Genomic DNA, 18,682 nt, shown 5'->3' on the forward strand with positions numbered 1-18,682 from the left:
AGTGTGTTTGGCGATTGACAGAAGATCGGCCTAGCGTCGACCCGGCTGTCCGGCCGTTGCACGACGCCGCATCCGCGGCAACGGACAGTCATCGCCGAGTCCCCCTGAGGCGCGAGCCTGGGGAGCCGGGGACCCACACGCAGTCCCTGGGGTGAATCGGACGCCTTCGCTCAGGCGGAGGGGCCCGTAGGAGACCTTCCTGCTCCGAACCCGTCAGCTAACCCGGTAGGCGAGAGGGAAGGAAAGGATCAGCCACTACATGGCGTTCACCCGTGCCACCGGGAAGCATCGTGGTCCGAGCCGGATGGCGCGCCGCAGCGCCGGCATCGCCGGCGTGGCGACGCTCGCCACCACCGGCGTCATCGGCACCCTCGCCTCCCCGGCGCTCGCCGCCGACACGGACGACACCTCCCTCGAGGACACCGGCCTCACCCAGGTGATCGCCGAGGAGTCCCTCGCCGAGCGCGTCGACGCCCAGGCCGCCGGCCAGGAGAAGGCCGCCGTCGAGGCCGAGGCCCGCATCAAGGCCGCCGCCGAGGCGAAGCGCAAGGCCGAGGCCCGCGCCAAGGAGATCCGCGAGGCCAAGGAGCGCGCCGCCCGTGAGGCCGAGCGCAAGCGCCTGGCCTCCTTCCAGCTCCCCGTCGCCGGCTCGTACGTGAGCACCGGCTACAAGACCGGCGGCTCGCTCTGGTCCTCCGGCAGCCACTCCGGCATCGACTTCCACGCCGCCTACGGCACCAAGGTCGTGTCCGTCGGCTCCGGCACCGTCGTCGAGGCCGGCTGGGGCGGCGCGTACGGCAACAACATCGTGATCCGGATGAACGACGGCACGTACACCCAGTACGGCCACCTCTCCGCCATCACCGTCCGCGTCGGCCAGAAGGTCACCCCGGGCGAGCAGATCGGCGTCTCCGGCTCGTCCGGCAACTCCACCGGCCCGCACCTCCACTTCGAGGCGCGCACCGGCGCGGACTACGGCTCCGACATCAACCCGATCTCCTACCTGCGCGCCCGCGGCGTCAACGTCTGACGCGGACGCCCGAGGCGGGCGTCCGGCGCGCGTATCCCGCGCGTTCCGGCGCACGGATCCCGCACGAAAGCCCCGGCTCGAAAAGAGCCGGGGCTTTTTGCGTTCTTTGTCACCGGGCGCCATCGGAAATTCCGCCGTCCTGCAATAGAGTCGCCGGACAGGCGCCGCCCGACGGGGGTTTCGCGCGGACGAATTCGGAGGTCGGACATGCGCATTCCCGCGCACTCGGTATGCACGGCGATCCGGGACGACATCGTCTCCGGGGTGTACGCGCGGGGCGCCAGACTGACCGAGGAACAGCTCGCCCGCCGCTACGGCGTCTCCCGCGTGCCGGTCCGCGAGGCGCTGCGCACCCTGGAGTCCGAGGGCTTCGTGGTGAGCCGCCGGCACGCCGGCGCCCATGTCGCCGAGCCCACCGTCCAGGAGGCCGCCGACCTGCTCGACATGCGGTCCCTGCTGGAGCCGCTGGGTGCCGCCCGGGCGGCACAGCGCCGCACCGACGCCCACCTCAAGGTGCTGCGCGGCCTGGTCAGACTGGGCCAGGAGCGGGCCAGGAGCAACCGCGGCGAGGACCTGGCGGCTCTCGGCGGCTGGTTCCACGAGACCCTCGCCCAGGCCTCGGGCAGTCCGCCGCTCACGACGCTGCTCACCCAGCTGCGGCACAAGATCGCCTGGATGTACGCGGTCGAGCCGCCGGAGCGGCCTGCCGAGTCCTGGGCCGAGCACGGGGCGATCGTGGACGCCGTCGCCCGGCGCGACGCCGAGCGGGCCCGGGCCCTGACGGCGCTGCACGTGGAGCGCGCCGTGCCGCTGCACCGGCTGAAACAGGCGGACCGGCCGCGTGTGAGGGTTTCGCAACATGCCGTAAACAGTGCGGGACCGAAGAATTAACCCAGAGGTCGTATACAAAGAGGCGGGAATTCTTGCCCGACTGTTCTGTGCTGCCTGAAATCGGATTTCCGTGACGTGCGGAGTCTGTGTGCGGTGAGCGCCGTGTGGTGCGCGTACGGGAATTTCGATTCCCGCATTTCTCGCCGGGCCGGACTCCGCGCCGGGAAAGGAAAACGGCCGTGCCCGCCGGAGAACCGGAGGACACGGCCGCTTCGCGATCCGTCGTCGGGGAGGTGACGGGTCAGACGGTCTCGGGGAGCTCCTCGAGACCCTCGGCCACCAGCTTCGCCAGTCGGTCGAGCGCGACCTCGGCGCCGTCGGCGTCCGAAGCGAGCACGATCTCCTCGCCGCCCTGGGCGCCCAGGCCGAGCACCGCGAGCATGGACGCGGCGTTGACCGGGTTGCCTTCGGCCTTGGCGATCGTCACGGGGACGCCGGCGGCCGTGGCGGCACGGACGAAGATGGAGGCGGGGCGGGCGTGCAGGCCCTCGGCCCAGCCGACGTTGACGCGGCGCTCAGCCATGGTGGTTGCCCTTCAACTTTCAGCGGTTGTCTAGACCAGTCTCTCATGGGTGCCGAGGTGCTCGTACCGACCTTCGGCCCGAGGCCGCGGCCGTTCGGCCCTCCCTACCTTGCACGGCGCGAACCCCGGGCGCGAGCGATGCGCCGGTGCCGCGCGGGACCGTGCCCCGCACGGCCGGTGCGACCCTCGCGCACGCCCGGTGCCACTGTCGTACCCCGGCCGTACGCTTGCCCCATGCAGAGCGCGTCGGAACAGTCGGGGCAGCCGGAGCACGCCTACCCCGACCACTGGGAAGCGGACGTGGTCCTCCGGGACGGCGGCACCGCGCGCGTCAGGCCCATCACCGCCGACGACGCCGAGCGGCTGGTCAGCTTCTACGAGCAGGTCTCGGACGAGTCGAAGTACTACCGCTTCTTCGCGCCCTACCCGCGCCTCTCCGCCAAGGACGTCCACCGCTTCACCCACCACGACTTCGTCGACCGGGTCGGGCTCGCGGCGACCGTCGGCGGCGAGTTCATCGCCACCGTGCGCTACGACCGCATCAACGAGCTGGGCCGGCCCGCCTCGGCACCCGCCGACGAGGCCGAGGTCGCCTTCCTCGTCCAGGACGCCCACCAGGGCCGCGGCGTCGCCTCCGCGCTGCTCGAACACATCGCGGCGGTCGCCCGCGAGCGCGGCATCCGGCGGTTCGCCGCCGAGGTGCTGCCCGCCAACACCAAGATGATCAAGGTCTTCACGGACGCCGGCTACACCCAGAAGCGCAGCTTCGAGGACGGCTCCGTCCGCCTCCACCTCGACCTGGAACCCACGGACCGCTCGCTCGCCGTCCAGCGCGCCCGGGAACAGCGTGCCGAGGCCCGGTCCGTGCAGCGACTCCTCGCCCCCGGCTCCGTCGCCGTGATCGGCGTCGGCCGCGCGCCCGGCGGCGTCGGCCGCACCGTGCTGCGCAACCTCCTCGACGCCGGCTACACCGGGCGCGTCCACGCGGTCAACGCCGCACTGCAGGAGGGCCGCCCGCACGAGCTGGAGGGCGTGCCCGCCTTCCGTTCCGTCGCCGACATCGGCGAGCCCGTCGACCTCGCCGTCGTCGCCGTCCCCGCCGAGCGCGTCCCCGAGGCCGTCGCCGACTGCGGCGAACACGGCGTCCGCGGACTCGTCGTCCTGTCCGCCGGATACGCCGAGAGCGGGCCCGAGGGCCGCGAGCGCCAGCGCGCCCTGGTCCGCCAGGCCCGCTCGTACGGGATGCGGATCATCGGGCCGAACGCCTTCGGCATCATCAACACGGCCGAACCCGTACGGCTGAACGCCTCCCTCGCGCCCCAGATGCCGGCCACCGGACGGATCGGGCTCTTCACCCAGTCCGGCGCCATCGGCATCGCCCTCCTCGCCGGACTCCACCGGCGCGGCGCCGGGATCTCCTCGTTCCTCTCCGCCGGCAACCGCGCCGACGTCTCGGGCAACGACCTCCTCCAGCACTGGTACGACGACCCCGCCACCGACGTCGTCCTGCTCTACCTGGAGTCGATCGGCAATCCGCGGAAGTTCACCCGGCTCGCCCGCCGGACCGCCGCCGTCAAGCCCGTCGTGGTCGTCAAGGGCGCCCGGCACAGCGGCAGCGCCCCGCCCGGCCACCGCGTCCCCGTCACCCGTATCCCGCACGCCACCGTCGCCGCCCTGCTGCGGCAGGCCGGCGTCATCCGCGTCGACACCGTCACCGAGCTCGTCGACGCCGGCCTCCTGCTCGCCGAGCAGCCGCTGCCCGCGGGCCCGCGCGTCGCCATCCTCGGCAACTCCGAGTCGCTCGGCCTGCTCACCTACGACGCCTGCCTCACCGAAGGCCTGCGCCCGCTGCGGCCCCTCGACCTGACCACGGGCGCCACGCCCGCCGACTTCCGCGCCGCACTCACCGCAGCCCTCGCCGACGACGCCTGCGACGCCGTAGTCGTCACCGCCATCCCCTGGGTCGGGGAGAACGGAGCCATCGAGTCCGGGGACGGCGAGGTCCTGGCCGCCGCACTCCGCTCCGCCGTCACCGCCGCACCCGGCCCCGGACCGGCGAAGCCGGTCGTCGTCGTCCACGTCGAAATGGGCGCCCTCGCCGAGGCCCTCTCCGAGGCCACCCGCACCCGCCCCGCCGCACCGGCGACGCCCGCACCCGCCGCACCGGCGACGCCCGCACCCGCCACGCCCGCGACGCCCGCACCCGCGACGCCCGCCGGGCCCGCGACGCCCGCCGCACCGGCGACGCCCGCCGGGCCGGCGACGCCCGCCGGATCTAGGACGCCCGCCGGGCCCGCGACGCCCGCCGCACCGCCCGCCGGGCCGGCGACGCCCGCCGGATCTGGGACGCCCGCCGGATCTGGGACGCCCGCCGGGCCCGCGACGCCCGCCGCACCGCCCGCCGGGCCGGCGGCCCCGGCCGCGCCCCTGCCCCCGGCGGCCGTCCCCGAGCCGGACGCGGCCCCGGCGCCGCCGGCCGCGCCCGTGCCCGGCGTCATCCCCGCCTACCCGGCTGCCGAGCGCGCCGTCCGCGCCCTCGCCGAATCCGTCCGCTACGCCCAGTGGCGCCGCCAGGCCGCCGAACCGGGACGCGTCCCCGAGTTCGACCGGATCGACGAGCCAGGCGCCGCCGCCCTCGTCGACCGGGCCCTCGGCGCGCCCGGCGCCGACGAACGCGGCGTCACCCTCGGCACCGACGACACCAGCGAGCTGCTCGGCCGGTACGGCGTCGAGGTCAGACCCACCCTGCCCGCACCCAGCGCCGACGAGGCCGTACGGGCCGCCGCCCGACTCGGTTTCCCCGTCGCCCTCAAGACCACCGCACCCCACCTGCGCCACCGCCCCGACCTCGGTGGCGTACGCCTCGACCTGGCCACCGAGGAACAACTGCGCACGGCGTACGAGGAGCTCACCGACACCCTCGGCAAGCCCGAGGAGCTCCAGCCGGTCGTCCAGGCCATGGTCCCGCGAGGCGTCGACACCGTCGTCCGCTCCGCGATCGACCCCGCCGTCGGCGCCGTCCTCTCCTTCGGGCTCGCCGGCGCCGCCTCCGAACTCCTCGGCGACATGTCCCACCGGCTCGTCCCCGCCACCGACCGGGACGCCGCCGAACTCGTCCGCTCCATCCGCACCGCCCCGCTCCTCTTCGGCTGGCGCGGCTCCGCCCCCGTCGACACCCCCGCCCTGGAGGAACTGCTGCTGCGGGTCTCCCGGCTGGTCGACGACCACCCCGAGGTCGTCGCCGTCTCCCTCGAACCCGTCGTCGTCGCCCCGCGCGGCCTGTCCGTCCTCGGCGCCACCGTGCGCCTCGCCCCGCCCCCGCCCCGCACGGACCTCGGCCCGCGCCGCCTCCCGAGCTACTGACCACTCCCGTGACCGAGCCGACGAGCGCCGCGGGAGGGCCGGAGGGGGGCCCACAGCCCCGTAGGATGGAGTCCATGGCGAAGACCGGTACGACGACCCAGGGGCTGCGCGCGGCGATCGAGCGCAGCGGCTACTACCCGGCCCTTGTGGCCGAGGCGGTGGAGTCCGCCGTCGGCGGCGAGGCCGTCACGTCGTACGTGGTCCACCAGGAGACGACCTTCGACGCGAACGAGGTCCGGCGCCACGTCACCGTCCTCGTCCTCACGGCCAACCGTTTCATCGTGAGCCACACCGACGAGCAGTCCGCCGACACCAGCTCCCCGACGCCGTACGCCACGACCTCCACCGAGTCCGTGAAGCTCGACCGGATCTCCTCGGTCGTCGTCAGCCGCGTCGTCGCCAATCCCGAGTCGTACACCCCGGGCACCCTGCCCCGTGAGGTCGTCCTCACCATCGGCTGGGGCGCCGTCTCCCGGATCGACCTGGAGCCGGCCGCCTGCGGCGACCCCAACTGCGACGCCGACCACGGCTACACCGGCAACTCCACCGCCGACGACCTCAGCCTCCGGGTCAGCGACGCCGGCGACGGCCCGGACACCGTCCGGCAGACCCTCGCCTTCGCCCAGGCGCTCTCCGAGGCCACCGCGACGACCCCGGCCGCCCGCTGATGGTCCAGCCCGCCGCCGTCGCACAGGGCTGGCCGGACGAGCCGGTGCCGCTCGACCCCGCCACCGCGCCGCGCCCCGAATACGGCAGCGGTTCCCTCGGCGACCTGCTCCCGACGCTCGTCGCCGGACAGGGAGTGAACGGGTGCGAGCCGCGGATCGCCGAGCTCCGGCCCGCCGACCGCAACTGCGTCTTCCTCATCGACGGCCTCGGCTGGGAGCAGATCAAGGCCCACCCGGACGAGGCGCCCTACCTGACCTCGCTGCTCGGGACCTCCCGCGGCGGCACCGGCCGTCCGCTCACCGCCGGCTTCCCCGCCACCACCGCGACCTCGCTCGCCTCGGTCGGCACCGGGCTCTTCCCCGGCACCCACGGGCTGCCCGGCTACACCGTGCGGAACCCGGACACCGGCGAGCTGATGAACCAGCTCCGCTGGAAGCCCTGGACCTCGCCGCGCGTCTGGCAGCCGTACCCCACCGTCTTCGGGCTCGCCGACGAGGCCGGGATCCACACCGCCCAGGTCTCGTCCCCGGCCTTCCAGGACACCCCGCTCACCAAGATCGCGCTGAGCGGCGGAACGTTCCACGGCCGGCTCTCCGGCGAGGAGCGGATGGACGTCGCCGCCGAGCAGCTGGCAGCCGGCGACCGCTCCCTCGTCTACACGTACTACAGCGAGCTCGACGGTGCCGGACACCGCTTCGGCGTCGACTCCGACGCATGGCGCGGCCAGCTGATGTTCGTCGACCGGCTGGTCCAGCGGCTCGCCGAGCAGCTCCCGCCCCGTGCGGCCCTCTACGTCACCGCCGACCACGGCATGGTCGACATCCCCTTCGACGAGGACCACCGGATCGACTTCGACGAGGACTGGGAGCTGCGCGCCGGCGTCGCCCTGCTCGGCGGCGAGGGCCGGGCCCGGCACGTCTACGCGGTCCGCGGCGCCGAGGCGGACGTCCTCACCTGCTGGCGGGAGGTCCTCGGCGACCGCTTCTGGGTCGCGAGCCGCGACGAGGCCATCGCGCTCGGCTGGTTCGGCGACCGGATCGACGAGCGGGTCTACGGGCGCATCGGCGACGTGGTCGCCGCAGCCCAGGACGACCTCGCCATCACGGCCTCCGTCAACGAGCCGAACGAGTCCGCCATGGTGGGCATGCACGGCTCCATGACCGCGGCGGAGCAGTTCGTCCCGTTGCTCGAAGTACGCTCCTGAGGCGGCGGGCGGCCAGGCCGGCCCGGACCGGACAGGACCGGACGGACCCGACCCGGACCGGATGGACCGGACCCTGACCGGATCGACCCGGACCGGATCGACCCGGACCGGACAGGACCCGCCCGGATCCCCGCCCCACGCCTCCAGCCCCCCTTCCTCCGCCCTCCGTATCCGCCCTCCGTCTCCGATCCCGAAAGGTCTCCGACCTCCCATGCCCGAGCTGGTGTTCTTCTCCGGAACGATGGACTGCGGAAAGAGCACCCTCGCTCTTCAGATCGAACACAACCGCTCCGCCCGCGGCCTCCAGGGCATGATCTTCACGCGGGACGACCGCGCGGGCGAGGGCAAGCTCTCCTCCCGGCTCGGCCTCGTCACCGACGCCGTCGAGGCCGCCGAGGGCTTCGACTTCTACGCGTACCTCGTCGCCCATCTGTCCAAGGGCGGCCGCTGCGACTACGTCATCGCGGACGAGGCGCAGTTCCTCGCACCCGAGCAGATCGACCAGCTCGCCCGTGTCGTCGACGACCTCGAACTCGACGTCTTCGCCTTCGGCATCACCACCGACTTCCGCTCGAAGCTGTTCCCCGGCTCGCAGCGGCTGGTCGAGCTCGCCGACCGGGTCGAGGTGCTCCAGGTGGAGGCCCTGTGCTGGTGCGGCGCCCGCGCCACGCACAACGCGCGCACCGTGGGCGGCGAGATGGTCGTCGAAGGCGCGCAGGTCGTGGTCGGCGACGTCAACGCGGGCGACGAAGTCGGTTACGAGGTGCTGTGCCGGCGCCACCACCGGCGCCGCATGACCGCCGCCACCGCCCGCGCCGCGGCGCTCTCCCCGGACGTACTGCCGGTTCCTGACGCGTCGTAGGGTCCTCGGTCGCCCCGGTCGCCCCGGTCGCCCCGGTCGCCCCGGTCGCCCCGGTCGCCCCGGTCGCCCCGGTCGGCCTCGGTCGCGCCTCGGGCGTCGTGCTGAGGGTTCTCGCTCGCCTCCTGGGGCTTGTTCACGTGGTCTCCTGGGTCAGGGTCTCTCCCACCGCCCGCGCGAAGGCCTGGGCCTGGGGGGTGCCGTTCCCGCGGCGGAGGACCAGGCCGAGCAGCGAGTCCGGAAGGCCCTCGACCGGGACGAACGCGAGGGAGCCGCGCTGGCTGTGGTACGCGGCCGTCGAGCGGCAGAGCAGCATCGCTCCCCGGTCCGCCGCGGTGAGCGAGAGGCCCTCCTGCAGGGTGTTGACCAGGGGCCCGGCAGGGACCGGCAGGCCCGCGGGCGTCTCGCGAGGGGCCTGTGCCAGGCGCCAGTACTCGGGCGCGGAGCCGTCCATGCCGATCAGCCGGCACCCCGCCAGCTCCTCCGCCGAGACCGACTCCCGCCCCGCGAGGGGGTGCCGGGCCGGGAGCGCGAGCGTCTGCGGCTGCCGGGAGAACACCGGCCCGAGCACCAGGTCGTCCTCCGCAACCGGCAGCAGCACCACCGCGCAGTCCACCTCTCCGCGGCGCACCGGCCCGAACGGATCGGACAGAGCGATCTCCGCCACCTCGAGCGCGCACCTCGGATAGCGGGCCCCGAACAGCTCGATGGCCCGGGCCAGGCCGTCGTCCACCGTCCCCTGGAACCCGATCCGCAGCACCCCGTCGAGCCCCCGCGCGGCCGCCCTGGCCTCGTCGACCGTCGCCCGCAGCGACTCGTACGCCGGACGCAACGACGACAGGAAGGACTCGCCCAGCGGGGTCAGGGCCACCCGACGGCTCGTCCGCTCCACCAACGGGGCCCCGATCCGGCCCTCCAGCGACCGGAGCAGCTGGCTGATCCGGCTCTGCGACACGTACAGCCGCTCGCCCGCCCGGCCGAAGTGCAGTTCCTCCGCGAGCACGAGGAAGGCCTCCAGCTCGCGGATCTCCAGACGGCTCATGCCGTCCCCCTCCTGTCGCGTGCCACGCACCCTGATCGATGAGCCCAGCTCATCGAAGCATGAGAGATCGGCCGTTGTTCCCGCAGGTCGCGGCGGGTTGGCTGAACTCATGGCACAGACACAGGAAATCGCAGGCGCGGCCCCGGACGTTCCGCGTCCCCGGAGCGGGGGCTGGCCCGCCGTGGTCGCGGTCGCAGGCGCGACGTTCACCGTGGTCACGGCCGAGATGCTGCCGGTGGGTCTGCTCACGCCCATCGGCGGCGCTCTGCGGGTGACGGAGGGCACGGCCGGTCTGACCCTGACCGTCACGGGTCTCGTGGGAGCGGTGTCCGCGCCGCTGCTCACCCCGGCCCTCGGCCGCTTCGACCGCCGACCGGTGCTGTGCGGCCTGATGGCGGTGCTGATCGCCGGCAACCTGCTCGCCGCCTGGTCCCCGCACTTCGCGGTCATGGTGGTGGCCAGGATCCTGGTCGGCATCGGCATGGGCGGAGTGTGGGCCGTCGCGGCCGGTCTCGCGGTACGACTGGTCCCGAAGAGGTCCGTGGGCGCCGCCACCTCGCTGGTCTTCAGCGGCATCGCGGTGGCCTCGGTGCTCGGCGTCCCGGCCGGCACGTACATCGGTGAACTCGCCGACTGGCGCACGGCGTTCGTCACCGTCGCCGGACTCGGGCTGGTGGTGCTGGTGGCCCTGGCGGTGCTGCTGCCGAAGCTGCCCGCCGAGCAGGAGATCCGGCTCGGCGGCGTGATGCGGCTCGTCGGCGATCCGCGGGTGGCCACCGGGCTCGGCGTGGTGGTGCTCCTGGTCACCGGGCACTTCGCCGCCTACACGTACGTACGGCTCGCCCTCGAGGAGATCTCCGGGGCGAGTGCGTCCGCGATCGGCACGCTGCTGCTCGTGTACGGAGTCGCGGGCGTGCTCGGCAACTTCGCCTCGGGCACGGGTGCTTCGCGCTCCCCGCGCGGAGTGCTCCTGGTGATCAGCCTGGTCCTCGCCACGACGGTCGGCCTGATGCCGCTGACCGGCGGTTCGCTGGTCACGGCGACGGTGCTGCTCGCGGTCTGGGGCCTGGCGTACGGAGGCGTCTCGGTGTCGGCCCAGACCTGGCTGCTCGCAGCGGCCCCCGAGGCACGCGAGGCTGCGTCCGCGCTCTTCGTCGGTGTGTTCAACGGCTCGATCGCGCTGGGGGCGCTCGTCGGCGGCCTCGCCGCGGACGGCTCGGGCATCGAGGCCGTCATGTACCTGGGCGCGGCGCTCGCCGTCGGCGCCCTGGCGGTGACGGCCCTGGGCCGCGCCCCGGTGAGCGGCCCTTGCTGACCCGAGGGGCCCGCCCTGGAGGTGGTCCGTCAGCCGGGTACGGCCCGGAACCGGCGCCGGTACTCCATCGGCGTCGTGTCGAGCCTGCGCCGGAACGCCCGGATGAGCGTGTCCGTCGTGCCGAACCCGCAGGTGGTGGTGATGCGTTCGAGGGTCGCGTCCGTCGACTCCAGCAGGATGCGGGCCCGTTCGACGCGCGCCGACTCCACGTACGCGCTCGGCGTCGTACCGAGCTCCGACTTGAAGATGCGGGTCAGCTGACGCTCGCTGACGTGGGCGACCTCGGCCAGGTCCGCGAGCGTCAGCCGGGCGTCCAGATGGCGCGTGACGTGGTGGCGCAGGTCCTCCACCCGCCGGGTGGTGGAGACCGGCTCCAGCGGCACGCTGAACTGGCTCTGGCCGCTGGGCCGCTTCAGGTACATCACCAGCTGCCGGGCCACCCGCAGCGCCGTGGTCTCACCGAAGTCGTCGGCGACGAGCGCGAGCGACAGGTCGAGACAGGAGCTGATCCCGGCGCCCGTCCACACGTCGCCGTCGCGGATGAAGATCGGATCGGCGTCCACCTCCACCGCCGGGTGGTCGGCGGCCAGCTGTCCCGCCGTCGACCAGTGCGTGGTGGCCCGCTTGCCGTCGAGCAGGCCGGCAGCGGCCAGGATGTGCGCGCCGACGCAGACGGAGGTGACCCGGCGGGTCCGCGCGGCCAGGGTCTTCACCCAGGTGACCACCTCGGGGTCGACGAGCGCCCGCACCCGACGCTCGGCGTCCGTCTCGACCGAGCCGGGGACCATGAGGGTGTCGATCCTCCGCGCCGCCGCCTCCTCGAAGGTGATGTCGGGGAGGACACGGACACCGGCCGAGGTGGTGACCGGTTCCTTCGACGCCGCGGCGAGGACGACCTCGTAGCCCGTCGGGTCGTCGATCTCGCGGCGCAGCAGGGCGAACACCTCAGGCGGCCCGGTGACGTCGAGCAGATCGACGCCCTCGAAGAGGACGATGACGACGAGTCGGCCGACGGTGCTCATGACCCCGCATCGTACGGGCCGGTCGTACGGCCGGACGTACACGGGCCGGTCGTACGGGTCGGATCTACGGGCCGGTCGTACGGGCTGCATCGTACGGGCCGGGCGTCGGATCGTCGTACGGGCGGGGCGTCGGACGGTTGTACGGGCAGGCAGCGGATGGCCGTACGGGCCGGGGCACCGGCTGTTCACCTGAGGTGCGCCCAGGGACCTCCTTCCGATCGGCCGAAGGTCGCACGGTTCCGAGGTAATGCGTCTCTACGACGATCGGACCGCAGGCCAGGGCCGCGAGCCGCGCCGAACCGAACCCGCCGGTCGGCCGGTCCGCGAGCCGGGTCGAACCGCCACTGGAGGACGTGTGCCACCCGCAGCCGAGACCGAGTCCCGACCGTCCCGGCCTCGGCTGCGGGCGGCGGCCGGTGCGGCCGTGCTCACCGGCCTGCTGTTCTGCCTGGCCGGCCGGCTCGCCGGGAGCCATCCGCTCGGCCCCCGGACCCGCAACATCGTCGACCTGGGCCAGCAGTACCTGCCGTACCACGCCTACTGGCGGAAGCTGCTCCTCGGCGGGACCGACGGCGATCTCTTCCTCAACTGGTCCTCGGGCTTCGGCGCGAACTTCCTCGGAGACTTCGGCACCTACCTGAGCAGTCCGTTCGACCTGCTCGTGGTCCTCTTCCCGGCCGACCGCCCCGAACTCGCCCTCTACGTCATCACCGCGCTCAAGATCGCCACCGCGGGCGCGGCGATGGCGGCCCTGCTCCTCACCCTGCGGCGCGGGCCCTGGCCGGTCGCCGCGATCCTCGGCAGTGCGTACGCGCTGTCGGGCTGGACCTTCAACTACGGTGCCGGCGTGCCGATGTGGCTCGACGGGCTGGTGGCCTTCCCGCTGCTCTGCCTGGTGGGGGAGTGGGCCCGCAAGGGACGCCGTCCGGTCCTCGGGCCGCTGGTCGTGGCCGTCGCGTGGTTCGCCAACTTCTACACCGCGTACATGGCCACCATCGGTGCCGCGGTCGTCCTCGTGGTGCGGCTGATCACCACCGACGACACCGGCACCAGGACCGGCACCAACAGCGGCACCGGCACCAACAGCGGCACCGGCGCCGTCGGGGGCATCGGCCCGGGTACGGGCACCGGCACGGGCGTCAGCTCCGGCTCCGGCACGGGGGCGGACGCCCGCGCCGGAGCGAACGGGCGTCGCCCCTCCCGCCCGCGGCTCCGCGCGCTGCTGCGAGCCGCCCGCACCGTCGCCATCGGCATCGGGCTCGCCGCCCCGCTCGTCGTCGTGATCTTCTTCGGCACCAGGACCGCCGACCCGACCCCGCCCACACCCTTCGTCCCGGCTGCCTGGACCGACGTCCTCGCCCGCTTCCTGCCGGCCACGGCGAGCGTCGCCACGCCCGCCCTCTTCATCGGCACGCCCGCCCTGGCGCTCGCCCTGACCCTGCCCTTCAACACGGCCGTCGCCGCCCGCGTCCGCACCGGCTGGGTCACGGCGATCGTGCTGGTCACGCTCTCCCTCCAGTGGGAGCCGACCCATCTGCTCTGGCACGCGGGCGCCTCGCCCAACGGCATCCCGTACCGCCAGACCTTCGTCCTGTGCGGACTGCTGCTCATGGCGGCCTGGCTGTCCGTGGCCCGCGGCCTGCCGAGGCCCGCCGCGCTCCTCGGCGGCGCCGGACTGCTCGCCTTCATCGCGCGGGCCGCGAACGACAGCGTCGACATCGACCGCTGGACCTACCCTGCCGTCGCCGGAGCCGCCGTCCTGGCGGTGCTCGCCGCCGTGGTCGCCCTGGCCGCCGGCCTCGGGGCGAACGGGCCCGGAGCGAACGGCCCGGGAGCGGACGGCCACCGAGCGAACGGCCGACCGTCGGCCGCGCGGCCCGCCGGCCGGCTGCTGCCCGTCCTCGCCGTCGGCCTGCTGCTCACCGCCCAGGCCGGCGAGACTCTGGTCACCGGCAAGCGCATCGAGGAGCAGCAGCTCGCCAAGGTCTCCTGGGCGCCCCGGATCGGCCCCTGGCACACCGACATGGCCGCCGCCGTCGCCGAGAAGGACGCCTGGCCGCGCCACCGCACCGACCCCGGCGAGGTGCCGGGCGGCAACGACGTCCTCCTGGTCGGCGGGCAGGGCGCCGACTACTACAGCAGCCTCACCTCCGAGACGTACTCCCGTACGCTCGCCGGACTCGGCTTCGGCTACTACGCCAAGGGCCGCCACCCGGTCAGCCTCGACAACCCGGTCACCGACGTGATCTTCTCCATCGGCACCCGGATGCGTTCCACACCCGAGGGCCCGCTCGCGCTCGACCGGCTCCCCGAGGCCGCGATCACCGTCACCGACACGCCCGTACCGCCGCTCGTCACCGTCCACCCGCGCACACCGGCGGCACCGCACGCCGCACCCGAATCCGCCTTCAGCCGTCAGGAGCGGATGCTCGGCCACCAGGTGTACGAGGTCCCCGCCGCCCCGGTCCGTACGGCCGCGCCAGACGGCACCGCGACGACCCTCACCGCGAGCTGCCCGGCCGGCTCCGAGGTCTGGTTCTGGGCGCCCGAGTACCAGGGCTCGGCGACCCTCGCGGACGGCCAGGCCGCTCAGGCCGTCGCGTACGCCGGGAAGCCGCCCTCGGTCCTCGCGCCCGTGCAGCGCCTCGGCACCGTCCCTGCCTCCGGCACCGTACGCATCACCCTCCACCCCAAGGCCGGGGCCAAAGCCAGGCCCCAAGGCAAGGGCGACAAGGGCATGGACAAAGACAAGGGCAAGGACAAAGGCAAGGGCGAGACCGAGACCGGGGCGGTGCCCCGGCCCGAGTTGCCCGCTCGGCCCGTCGGCTGCCTGGAGCGGCACCGGCTCGACTCCGCCGTACGGGACCTGACCGCAGGCGGCGCGACCTCCGTCCGTACCACCGGCCACACGATCACCGCCGAGCTCCCCGCGGGCAGCGCCGGCACCGCCGTCCTCGCCGTGCCCCGGATCTCCGGCTGGCGCTGCGCGGCCGGGGACGCGCCCCCCGCGCCCGCGCACAGCCGCCTCGGCCTGCTCGCCGTCCCCTTGGACGGCAGGGCCACCTCCGTGACCTGCTCCTTCCGGCCGCCCGGCCTGCGGCTCGGTGGTGCGGTCGGCGCGGCGGCGCTCCTCGCGCTGCTCGTGACCGCGCTGCTCCACCGCCGCCGTCGCGACCGCGAACCCGTCGGACGGCAAGAGTTCACCGTCCGTGCACACACGGCTCGTTCAACGGAGAAGACCTCCGCCTAGCCTGCCCGACCAGTACCGATAAGCGAGTTGGTGATCTCCGAGTGCCGAAACTGTCCGTCGTCGTGCCCTTCCACAATGTCGGTCCCTACGCCCCCGACACCCTGCGCAGTCTCGCCGACAACGCGGACGACGACACCGAGTTCCTGCTGATCGACGACCACTCGACCGACGAGACGCCGGACCTCCTCGACCGCTGGAAGAGCCGTATCCCGCAGGCGACCGTGATCCGTCACGAGACCAACCTCGGCGTCGCCCAGGCGCGCAACACCGGAATCGACGCGGCAACCGGCGACTACATCACCTTCCTCGACGGCGACGACTGGTACGTCCCCGGACACCTCAGCGCCATGGTGGCCGGCATCCACCGCCTGGGCTGCGACTTCGCGCGCACCGACCACGTCCTGTCCACCGCCCGCAACCGGCAGATCCGTTACGCGCCGGCCAAGGTGCGCGACGCCGTCATGGACCCCAGGGACGGCATCGCCCCGTCCAGCATGGTGACGATGGTCGACTACCCGTTCGTGCCGTTCGGCGTCTACAGCGCCCGGCTCTTCGAGAACGGCGCCTCGCGCTTCGAGACCAAGCTGCGCACCGCCGAGGACCGGCTCTGGATCTGGCGGCTCCACCTCAACGCCACCAGCTACGCGGCGCTCTCGCTGCACGGCGTCTTCTACCGGCGGGGCGTCACCACCTCGCTGACCCAGATCACCGACAACCGGCAGCTGGACTTCATCCCCTCCTACGACCTGCTGCTCGACGAGGTGTCCCGGGACCGCGACGCCGACCGCTTCCTGCCGAAGGCCGTCCGCACCTACTGCGCGATGATCGCCTTCCACATGGCGAAGGCCGACCAGTACGAGCCGGCCGTCACCAAGCGGCTCCGACGCGACGTCACCGATGCCCTGCGCCGGATGCCGCAGCAGGTGCTCGCCGAGACCCTCGCGACCATGGACGCCCCCCGCAGCACTCTCCTCCGCAGCCTGCGCGACACCGGAAAGGCCGCCTGAACCATGCCGACGACCACGGGTGTCACGCCGAGCCCCCGGCCCGCCACGGACCGGGTCCAGATCTTCCAGGTGTCGACGCTGTACGGGGCCGCGACCGCGGCCGCCGCGATCGACGCCGGGCAGTTCGACGCCCCGGGCACGGCCCGGCGCGTGCTGCTCGTCTCGAACAACGCCGAGATCCCCGAGACCGCCGTCCGTCTGGAGACGATGACCGGGTACGAGCGGATCGCCGCCCGCTTCGACCAGGTCGTCGACTGGAACGAGGCCGTCCACCCGCACCACCCCAGCTCCTGGGCCCCGCGCCCCGAGGAGGCCCCGCTCTGGCAGCGGGTCCTCCGCACCGCCTGGGACCTCGGCACCGCGCCCGTCGAACTGGTCGTCGAGTCCATCCAGGTCCACCCGGCCAAGGCGCTCGCCGCCGTGTTCGCCGAGAGCCCCGTCCACGTCTACGCGGACGGCCTGATGAGCTACGGGCCCACCCGCGACGAGCTGCCCCAGTCCGTCGCCTGCCGCATCCGCCGGGTCCTCCACCTCGACCTGGTGCCGGGCCTGCGCCCGCTGCTCCTCACCGAGTACGGCGTCGGTGCCGAGCTCGTCGACGACGACGCCTTCCGGTCGGTGCTGCGGGAGATCGCCGAGGCCTCCCGCGACAGCGCGGAGGACGCCGCGCTCACCGCGGCGGCCGCCGCCGCGCCGACGGCGCTGCTGCTCGGCCAGTACCTCGCCGTCCTCGGCATCCTCACCGGCGAGGAGGAAGAGGAGCTGCACGTGCGGATGCTGCGCGGCGCCGCCGCGGCGGGCCACCGCTCCGTCGTCTTCAAGCCGCATCCGACGGCCCCGGCGAGCTACTCCACCGCGCTGCACGAGGAGGCCGCCCGCACCGGCGTCACCCTCACCGTCCTGGACGGCCCGCTGCTCGCCGAGACCTTCTACGAGCGCTGCCGGCCCGAGCTCGTCGTGGGCTGCTTCTCCACGGCCATGCTGACGGCCGCCGTCTACTACGGCGTCCCGGTCGCACGGGTCGGCACGGACATGGTCCTCGGCCGCCTCACGCCGTACGAGAACAGCAACCGGGTCCCGCTCACGGTCGTCGGCCACGTGGTGCCGGACCTGGAGGGCGACACCGCGCCCACCGTCCCCGGCGCCGCGCCGGAAGGCCTCGCCCCGCTGGTCCGCGCGGTCGGCTACTGCATGCGGCCCACCGCCCACCCGGGCATGCGCGAGGAGGCGGCCGGGTACGTCGCGGAGCACGCCGGAGAGCCGGGCCTGGACCTCCACTTCCCGGCGGAGCGCCTGGCCGAGCTGGAGCTGAGGGCGCTCACGCGCGCGTAACGGTCGCGAGCGCCTGCTGGACCAGAGACCGCCCGTCCGACTCCGGGGGCAGTCCGAGGCCGGTGGGGCTACGACTCTCCATGGCCCGGACCACCGGATTGCCGGACACCGCCGGACCACCGGACTGCCGGACACCGCCGGACCACCGGACTGCCGGACACCGCCGGACCGCTGGTCCGCTGACCCAACGGATCTGCGAATCCCCGGACGCCCGGATCCCCGGATCCGCAGCCCCCGGATCCTCGGCCCCGGACCCCGGCTCCCCGGATCCCGGCTCCGCGGGTCGCTCAGGACGAGCGTTCGGCCGACCGTACGAGTGTGAAGACCGCGCCCTCCGGATCCGTGACCAGGGCGAGCCGGCCCGCCGTGCCCTCGCGGGGCGGCCGCAGGACCTGGCCGCCCAGCTCGCTGACCAGCCGGGCGGAGGCGTCCACGTCGTCCACCTCGAAGTACGTCATCCAGTGCGCCCCCCGGTCCCGGGGCAGCGCCGTGCCCACGCCGTGCAGCGAGGCGACCGGGCGGCCGTCGAGATGGAGGGTGAGGTAGTCGAAGTCGGCCGAGACGACCGGTTCGATCTCGTAGTCGAAGATCGTTCGGTAGAACTTGCCCACCGAGGCGGTCTCGTACGTCAGCAGCTCGTTCCAGACCGGTGTGCCGGCCGGTCCGGCCGCCGCCGTGCCGTGGTGGGCGTCGGCCTGCCACACGCCGAAGACCGCGCCCGCCGGGTCCGAGCAGATCACCATGCGTCCGGCCTCGCCCGCGTCGAGCGGGCCGACCGCGACCGTGCCGCCGCAGCAGCGGATGGTCTCCGCGGCCTCGTCGGCGTCGTCGGTGGCGAGATACGTCGTCCAGGCGATCGGCAGATGCCGGTCCGGGGGCAGCTGGCCGATCCCGGCCACCTCCCGCCCGTCGAGGAGCGCGCGCACGTACGGGCCCAGCTGCTGCGGCCCCGGCACGAAGTCCCAGCCGAAAAGCGCCGCGTAGAACTCGCACGTCGCGTCAAGTCCATGCACCATCAGGCTCACCCAACAGGGTGTGCCGGGTGTACGCCGAGTCGCCTCGGTCATCCGTCACTCTTTTCTCGCCAGTGGCCGTACGCGAGGGGACGGCTTGGCCGTACGAGGGCTTCCGGCCGGGTACTGCCCGCGCTGCGCCCGCCGTACACATGCGCCGGA

At 73.7% G+C, this 18,682-nt stretch carries 14 protein-coding genes and 1 riboswitch; of the genes, 10 read left to right on the top strand and 4 right to left on the bottom strand.

Translation table 11 applies throughout. From position 1 onward, the window contains the following. Window positions 1-82 precede the first annotated feature (82 nt). Window positions 83-247: riboswitch (cyclic di-AMP (ydaO/yuaA leader) on the top strand. Between the two features lie 12 nt (window positions 248-259). Together ACFY8W_RS35980 and ACFY8W_RS35985 are read left to right on the top strand one after the other, a co-directional pair. After that, window positions 260-1,030, top strand: coding sequence for a peptidoglycan DD-metalloendopeptidase family protein (locus ACFY8W_RS35980; protein ID WP_391114905.1), 771 nt, complete (start codon window positions 260-262; stop codon window positions 1,028-1,030). 207 nt (window positions 1,031-1,237) lie between these two features. Next, entirely contained in the window at window positions 1,238-1,921 is a 684-nt protein-coding gene (locus ACFY8W_RS35985) for an FCD domain-containing protein (protein ID WP_391114906.1), read from the top strand. 241 nt (window positions 1,922-2,162) lie between these two features. Here ACFY8W_RS35985 and ACFY8W_RS35990 read toward each other — a convergent pair whose 3' ends face one another. Beyond that, entirely contained in the window at window positions 2,163-2,444 is a 282-nt protein-coding gene (locus ACFY8W_RS35990) for an HPr family phosphocarrier protein (protein WP_391114908.1), read from the bottom strand. Between the two features lie 234 nt (window positions 2,445-2,678). Here ACFY8W_RS35990 and ACFY8W_RS35995 point away from each other — a divergent pair, with 234 nt between their 5' ends. The 4 genes from ACFY8W_RS35995 (at window position 2,679) to ACFY8W_RS36010 (ending at window position 8,542) form a co-directional block, all read left to right on the top strand. Continuing rightward, window positions 2,679-5,807 carry a GNAT family N-acetyltransferase gene (locus tag ACFY8W_RS35995; RefSeq protein WP_391114910.1) on the top strand — a complete coding sequence of 1,043 codons (3,129 nt, stop codon included), beginning with the start codon at window positions 2,679-2,681 and terminating at the stop codon, window positions 5,805-5,807. 74 nt (window positions 5,808-5,881) lie between these two features. Next, a complete protein-coding gene (locus ACFY8W_RS36000; protein ID WP_391114913.1) occupies window positions 5,882-6,475 on the top strand; it encodes a DUF5998 family protein in 594 nt (197 codons plus the stop codon). Beyond that, window positions 6,475-7,680, top strand: a complete 1,206-nt coding sequence (locus ACFY8W_RS36005; RefSeq protein ID WP_391114915.1) for an alkaline phosphatase family protein — start codon at window positions 6,475-6,477, stop codon at window positions 7,678-7,680. Before ACFY8W_RS36000 ends, ACFY8W_RS36005 begins: the two co-directional genes overlap by 1 nt. Window positions 7,681-7,891: 211 nt before the next feature. Continuing rightward, a complete protein-coding gene (locus ACFY8W_RS36010) occupies window positions 7,892-8,542 on the top strand; it encodes a thymidine kinase (protein WP_384415126.1) in 651 nt (216 codons plus the stop codon). Between the two features lie 133 nt (window positions 8,543-8,675). Here the strand turns inward: ACFY8W_RS36010 and ACFY8W_RS36015 are convergent, their stop codons facing one another. Then, window positions 8,676-9,581: a LysR substrate-binding domain-containing protein gene (locus ACFY8W_RS36015; RefSeq protein ID WP_391114917.1), complete on the bottom strand. Its 906-nt coding sequence runs from the start codon at window positions 9,579-9,581 to the stop codon at window positions 8,676-8,678. Window positions 9,582-9,690: 109 nt separating this feature from the next. On the opposite strand from ACFY8W_RS36015, the gene ACFY8W_RS36020 reads away from it, so the two are divergent. After that, the gene (locus tag ACFY8W_RS36020) at window positions 9,691-10,896 is read left to right on the top strand and encodes an MFS transporter (RefSeq protein ID WP_391114919.1); all 1,206 of its coding nucleotides are present in this window, start codon (window positions 9,691-9,693) and stop codon (window positions 10,894-10,896) included. 29 nt (window positions 10,897-10,925) lie between these two features. On the opposite strand, the gene ACFY8W_RS36025 is transcribed toward ACFY8W_RS36020, so the two are convergent. Beyond that, on the bottom strand, window positions 10,926-11,918 hold the full coding sequence (locus ACFY8W_RS36025; protein ID WP_391114922.1) for a DJ-1/PfpI family protein: 993 nt from the start codon (window positions 11,916-11,918) through the stop codon (window positions 10,926-10,928). Between the two features lie 355 nt (window positions 11,919-12,273). Here ACFY8W_RS36025 and ACFY8W_RS36030 point away from each other — a divergent pair, with 355 nt between their 5' ends. The 3 genes from ACFY8W_RS36030 to ACFY8W_RS36040 are packed head-to-tail and all read left to right on the top strand — an operon-like array spanning window position 12,274 to window position 17,507. After that, complete coding sequence (locus ACFY8W_RS36030) at window positions 12,274-15,168, top strand: YfhO family protein (RefSeq protein ID WP_391114925.1); 2,895 nt, start codon at window positions 12,274-12,276, stop codon at window positions 15,166-15,168. Window positions 15,169-15,209: 41 nt separating this feature from the next. Beyond that, window positions 15,210-16,175 (top strand): glycosyltransferase, encoded by a 966-nt coding sequence (locus tag ACFY8W_RS36035; protein WP_391114927.1) that lies wholly within the window; start codon window positions 15,210-15,212, stop codon window positions 16,173-16,175. A gap of 3 nt (window positions 16,176-16,178) precedes the next feature. After that, on the top strand, window positions 16,179-17,507 hold the full coding sequence (locus ACFY8W_RS36040; protein WP_391114930.1) for a polysialyltransferase family glycosyltransferase: 1,329 nt from the start codon (window positions 16,179-16,181) through the stop codon (window positions 17,505-17,507). A gap of 287 nt (window positions 17,508-17,794) precedes the next feature. Here ACFY8W_RS36040 and ACFY8W_RS36045 read toward each other — a convergent pair whose 3' ends face one another. Further along, a complete protein-coding gene (locus ACFY8W_RS36045; RefSeq protein ID WP_391114932.1) occupies window positions 17,795-18,574 on the bottom strand; it encodes a VOC family protein in 780 nt (259 codons plus the stop codon). Window positions 18,575-18,682: the final 108 nt, after the last annotated feature.

It is taken from the genome of Streptomyces sp. NPDC012637, from assembly GCF_042954805.1.
In the GTDB taxonomy this organism is placed as follows: domain Bacteria; phylum Actinomycetota; class Actinomycetes; order Streptomycetales; family Streptomycetaceae; genus Streptomyces.

What these genes read in the sequence shown, in the direction of transcription:
- ACFY8W_RS36020 (WP_391114919.1), top strand. Translation starts at nt 9,691, where the DNA reads ATGGCACAGACACAGGAAATCGCAGGCGCGGCCCCGGACGTTCCGCGT.
- ACFY8W_RS35990 (WP_391114908.1), bottom strand. Translation starts at nt 2,444, where the DNA reads ATGGCTGAGCGCCGCGTCAACGTCGGCTGGGCCGAGGGCCTGCACGCC.
- ACFY8W_RS36040 (WP_391114930.1), top strand. Translation starts at nt 16,179, where the DNA reads ATGCCGACGACCACGGGTGTCACGCCGAGCCCCCGGCCCGCCACGGAC.
- ACFY8W_RS35995 (WP_391114910.1), top strand. Translation starts at nt 2,679, where the DNA reads ATGCAGAGCGCGTCGGAACAGTCGGGGCAGCCGGAGCACGCCTACCCC.
- ACFY8W_RS36015 (WP_391114917.1), bottom strand. Translation starts at nt 9,581, where the DNA reads ATGAGCCGTCTGGAGATCCGCGAGCTGGAGGCCTTCCTCGTGCTCGCG.
- ACFY8W_RS35985 (WP_391114906.1), top strand. Translation starts at nt 1,238, where the DNA reads ATGCGCATTCCCGCGCACTCGGTATGCACGGCGATCCGGGACGACATC.
- ACFY8W_RS36000 (WP_391114913.1), top strand. Translation starts at nt 5,882, where the DNA reads ATGGCGAAGACCGGTACGACGACCCAGGGGCTGCGCGCGGCGATCGAG.
- ACFY8W_RS36010 (WP_384415126.1), top strand. Translation starts at nt 7,892, where the DNA reads ATGCCCGAGCTGGTGTTCTTCTCCGGAACGATGGACTGCGGAAAGAGC.
- ACFY8W_RS36005 (WP_391114915.1), top strand. Translation starts at nt 6,475, where the DNA reads ATGGTCCAGCCCGCCGCCGTCGCACAGGGCTGGCCGGACGAGCCGGTG.
- ACFY8W_RS36025 (WP_391114922.1), bottom strand. Translation starts at nt 11,918, where the DNA reads ATGAGCACCGTCGGCCGACTCGTCGTCATCGTCCTCTTCGAGGGCGTC.
- ACFY8W_RS36045 (WP_391114932.1), bottom strand. Translation starts at nt 18,574, where the DNA reads ATGACCGAGGCGACTCGGCGTACACCCGGCACACCCTGTTGGGTGAGC.
- ACFY8W_RS35980 (WP_391114905.1), top strand. Translation starts at nt 260, where the DNA reads ATGGCGTTCACCCGTGCCACCGGGAAGCATCGTGGTCCGAGCCGGATG.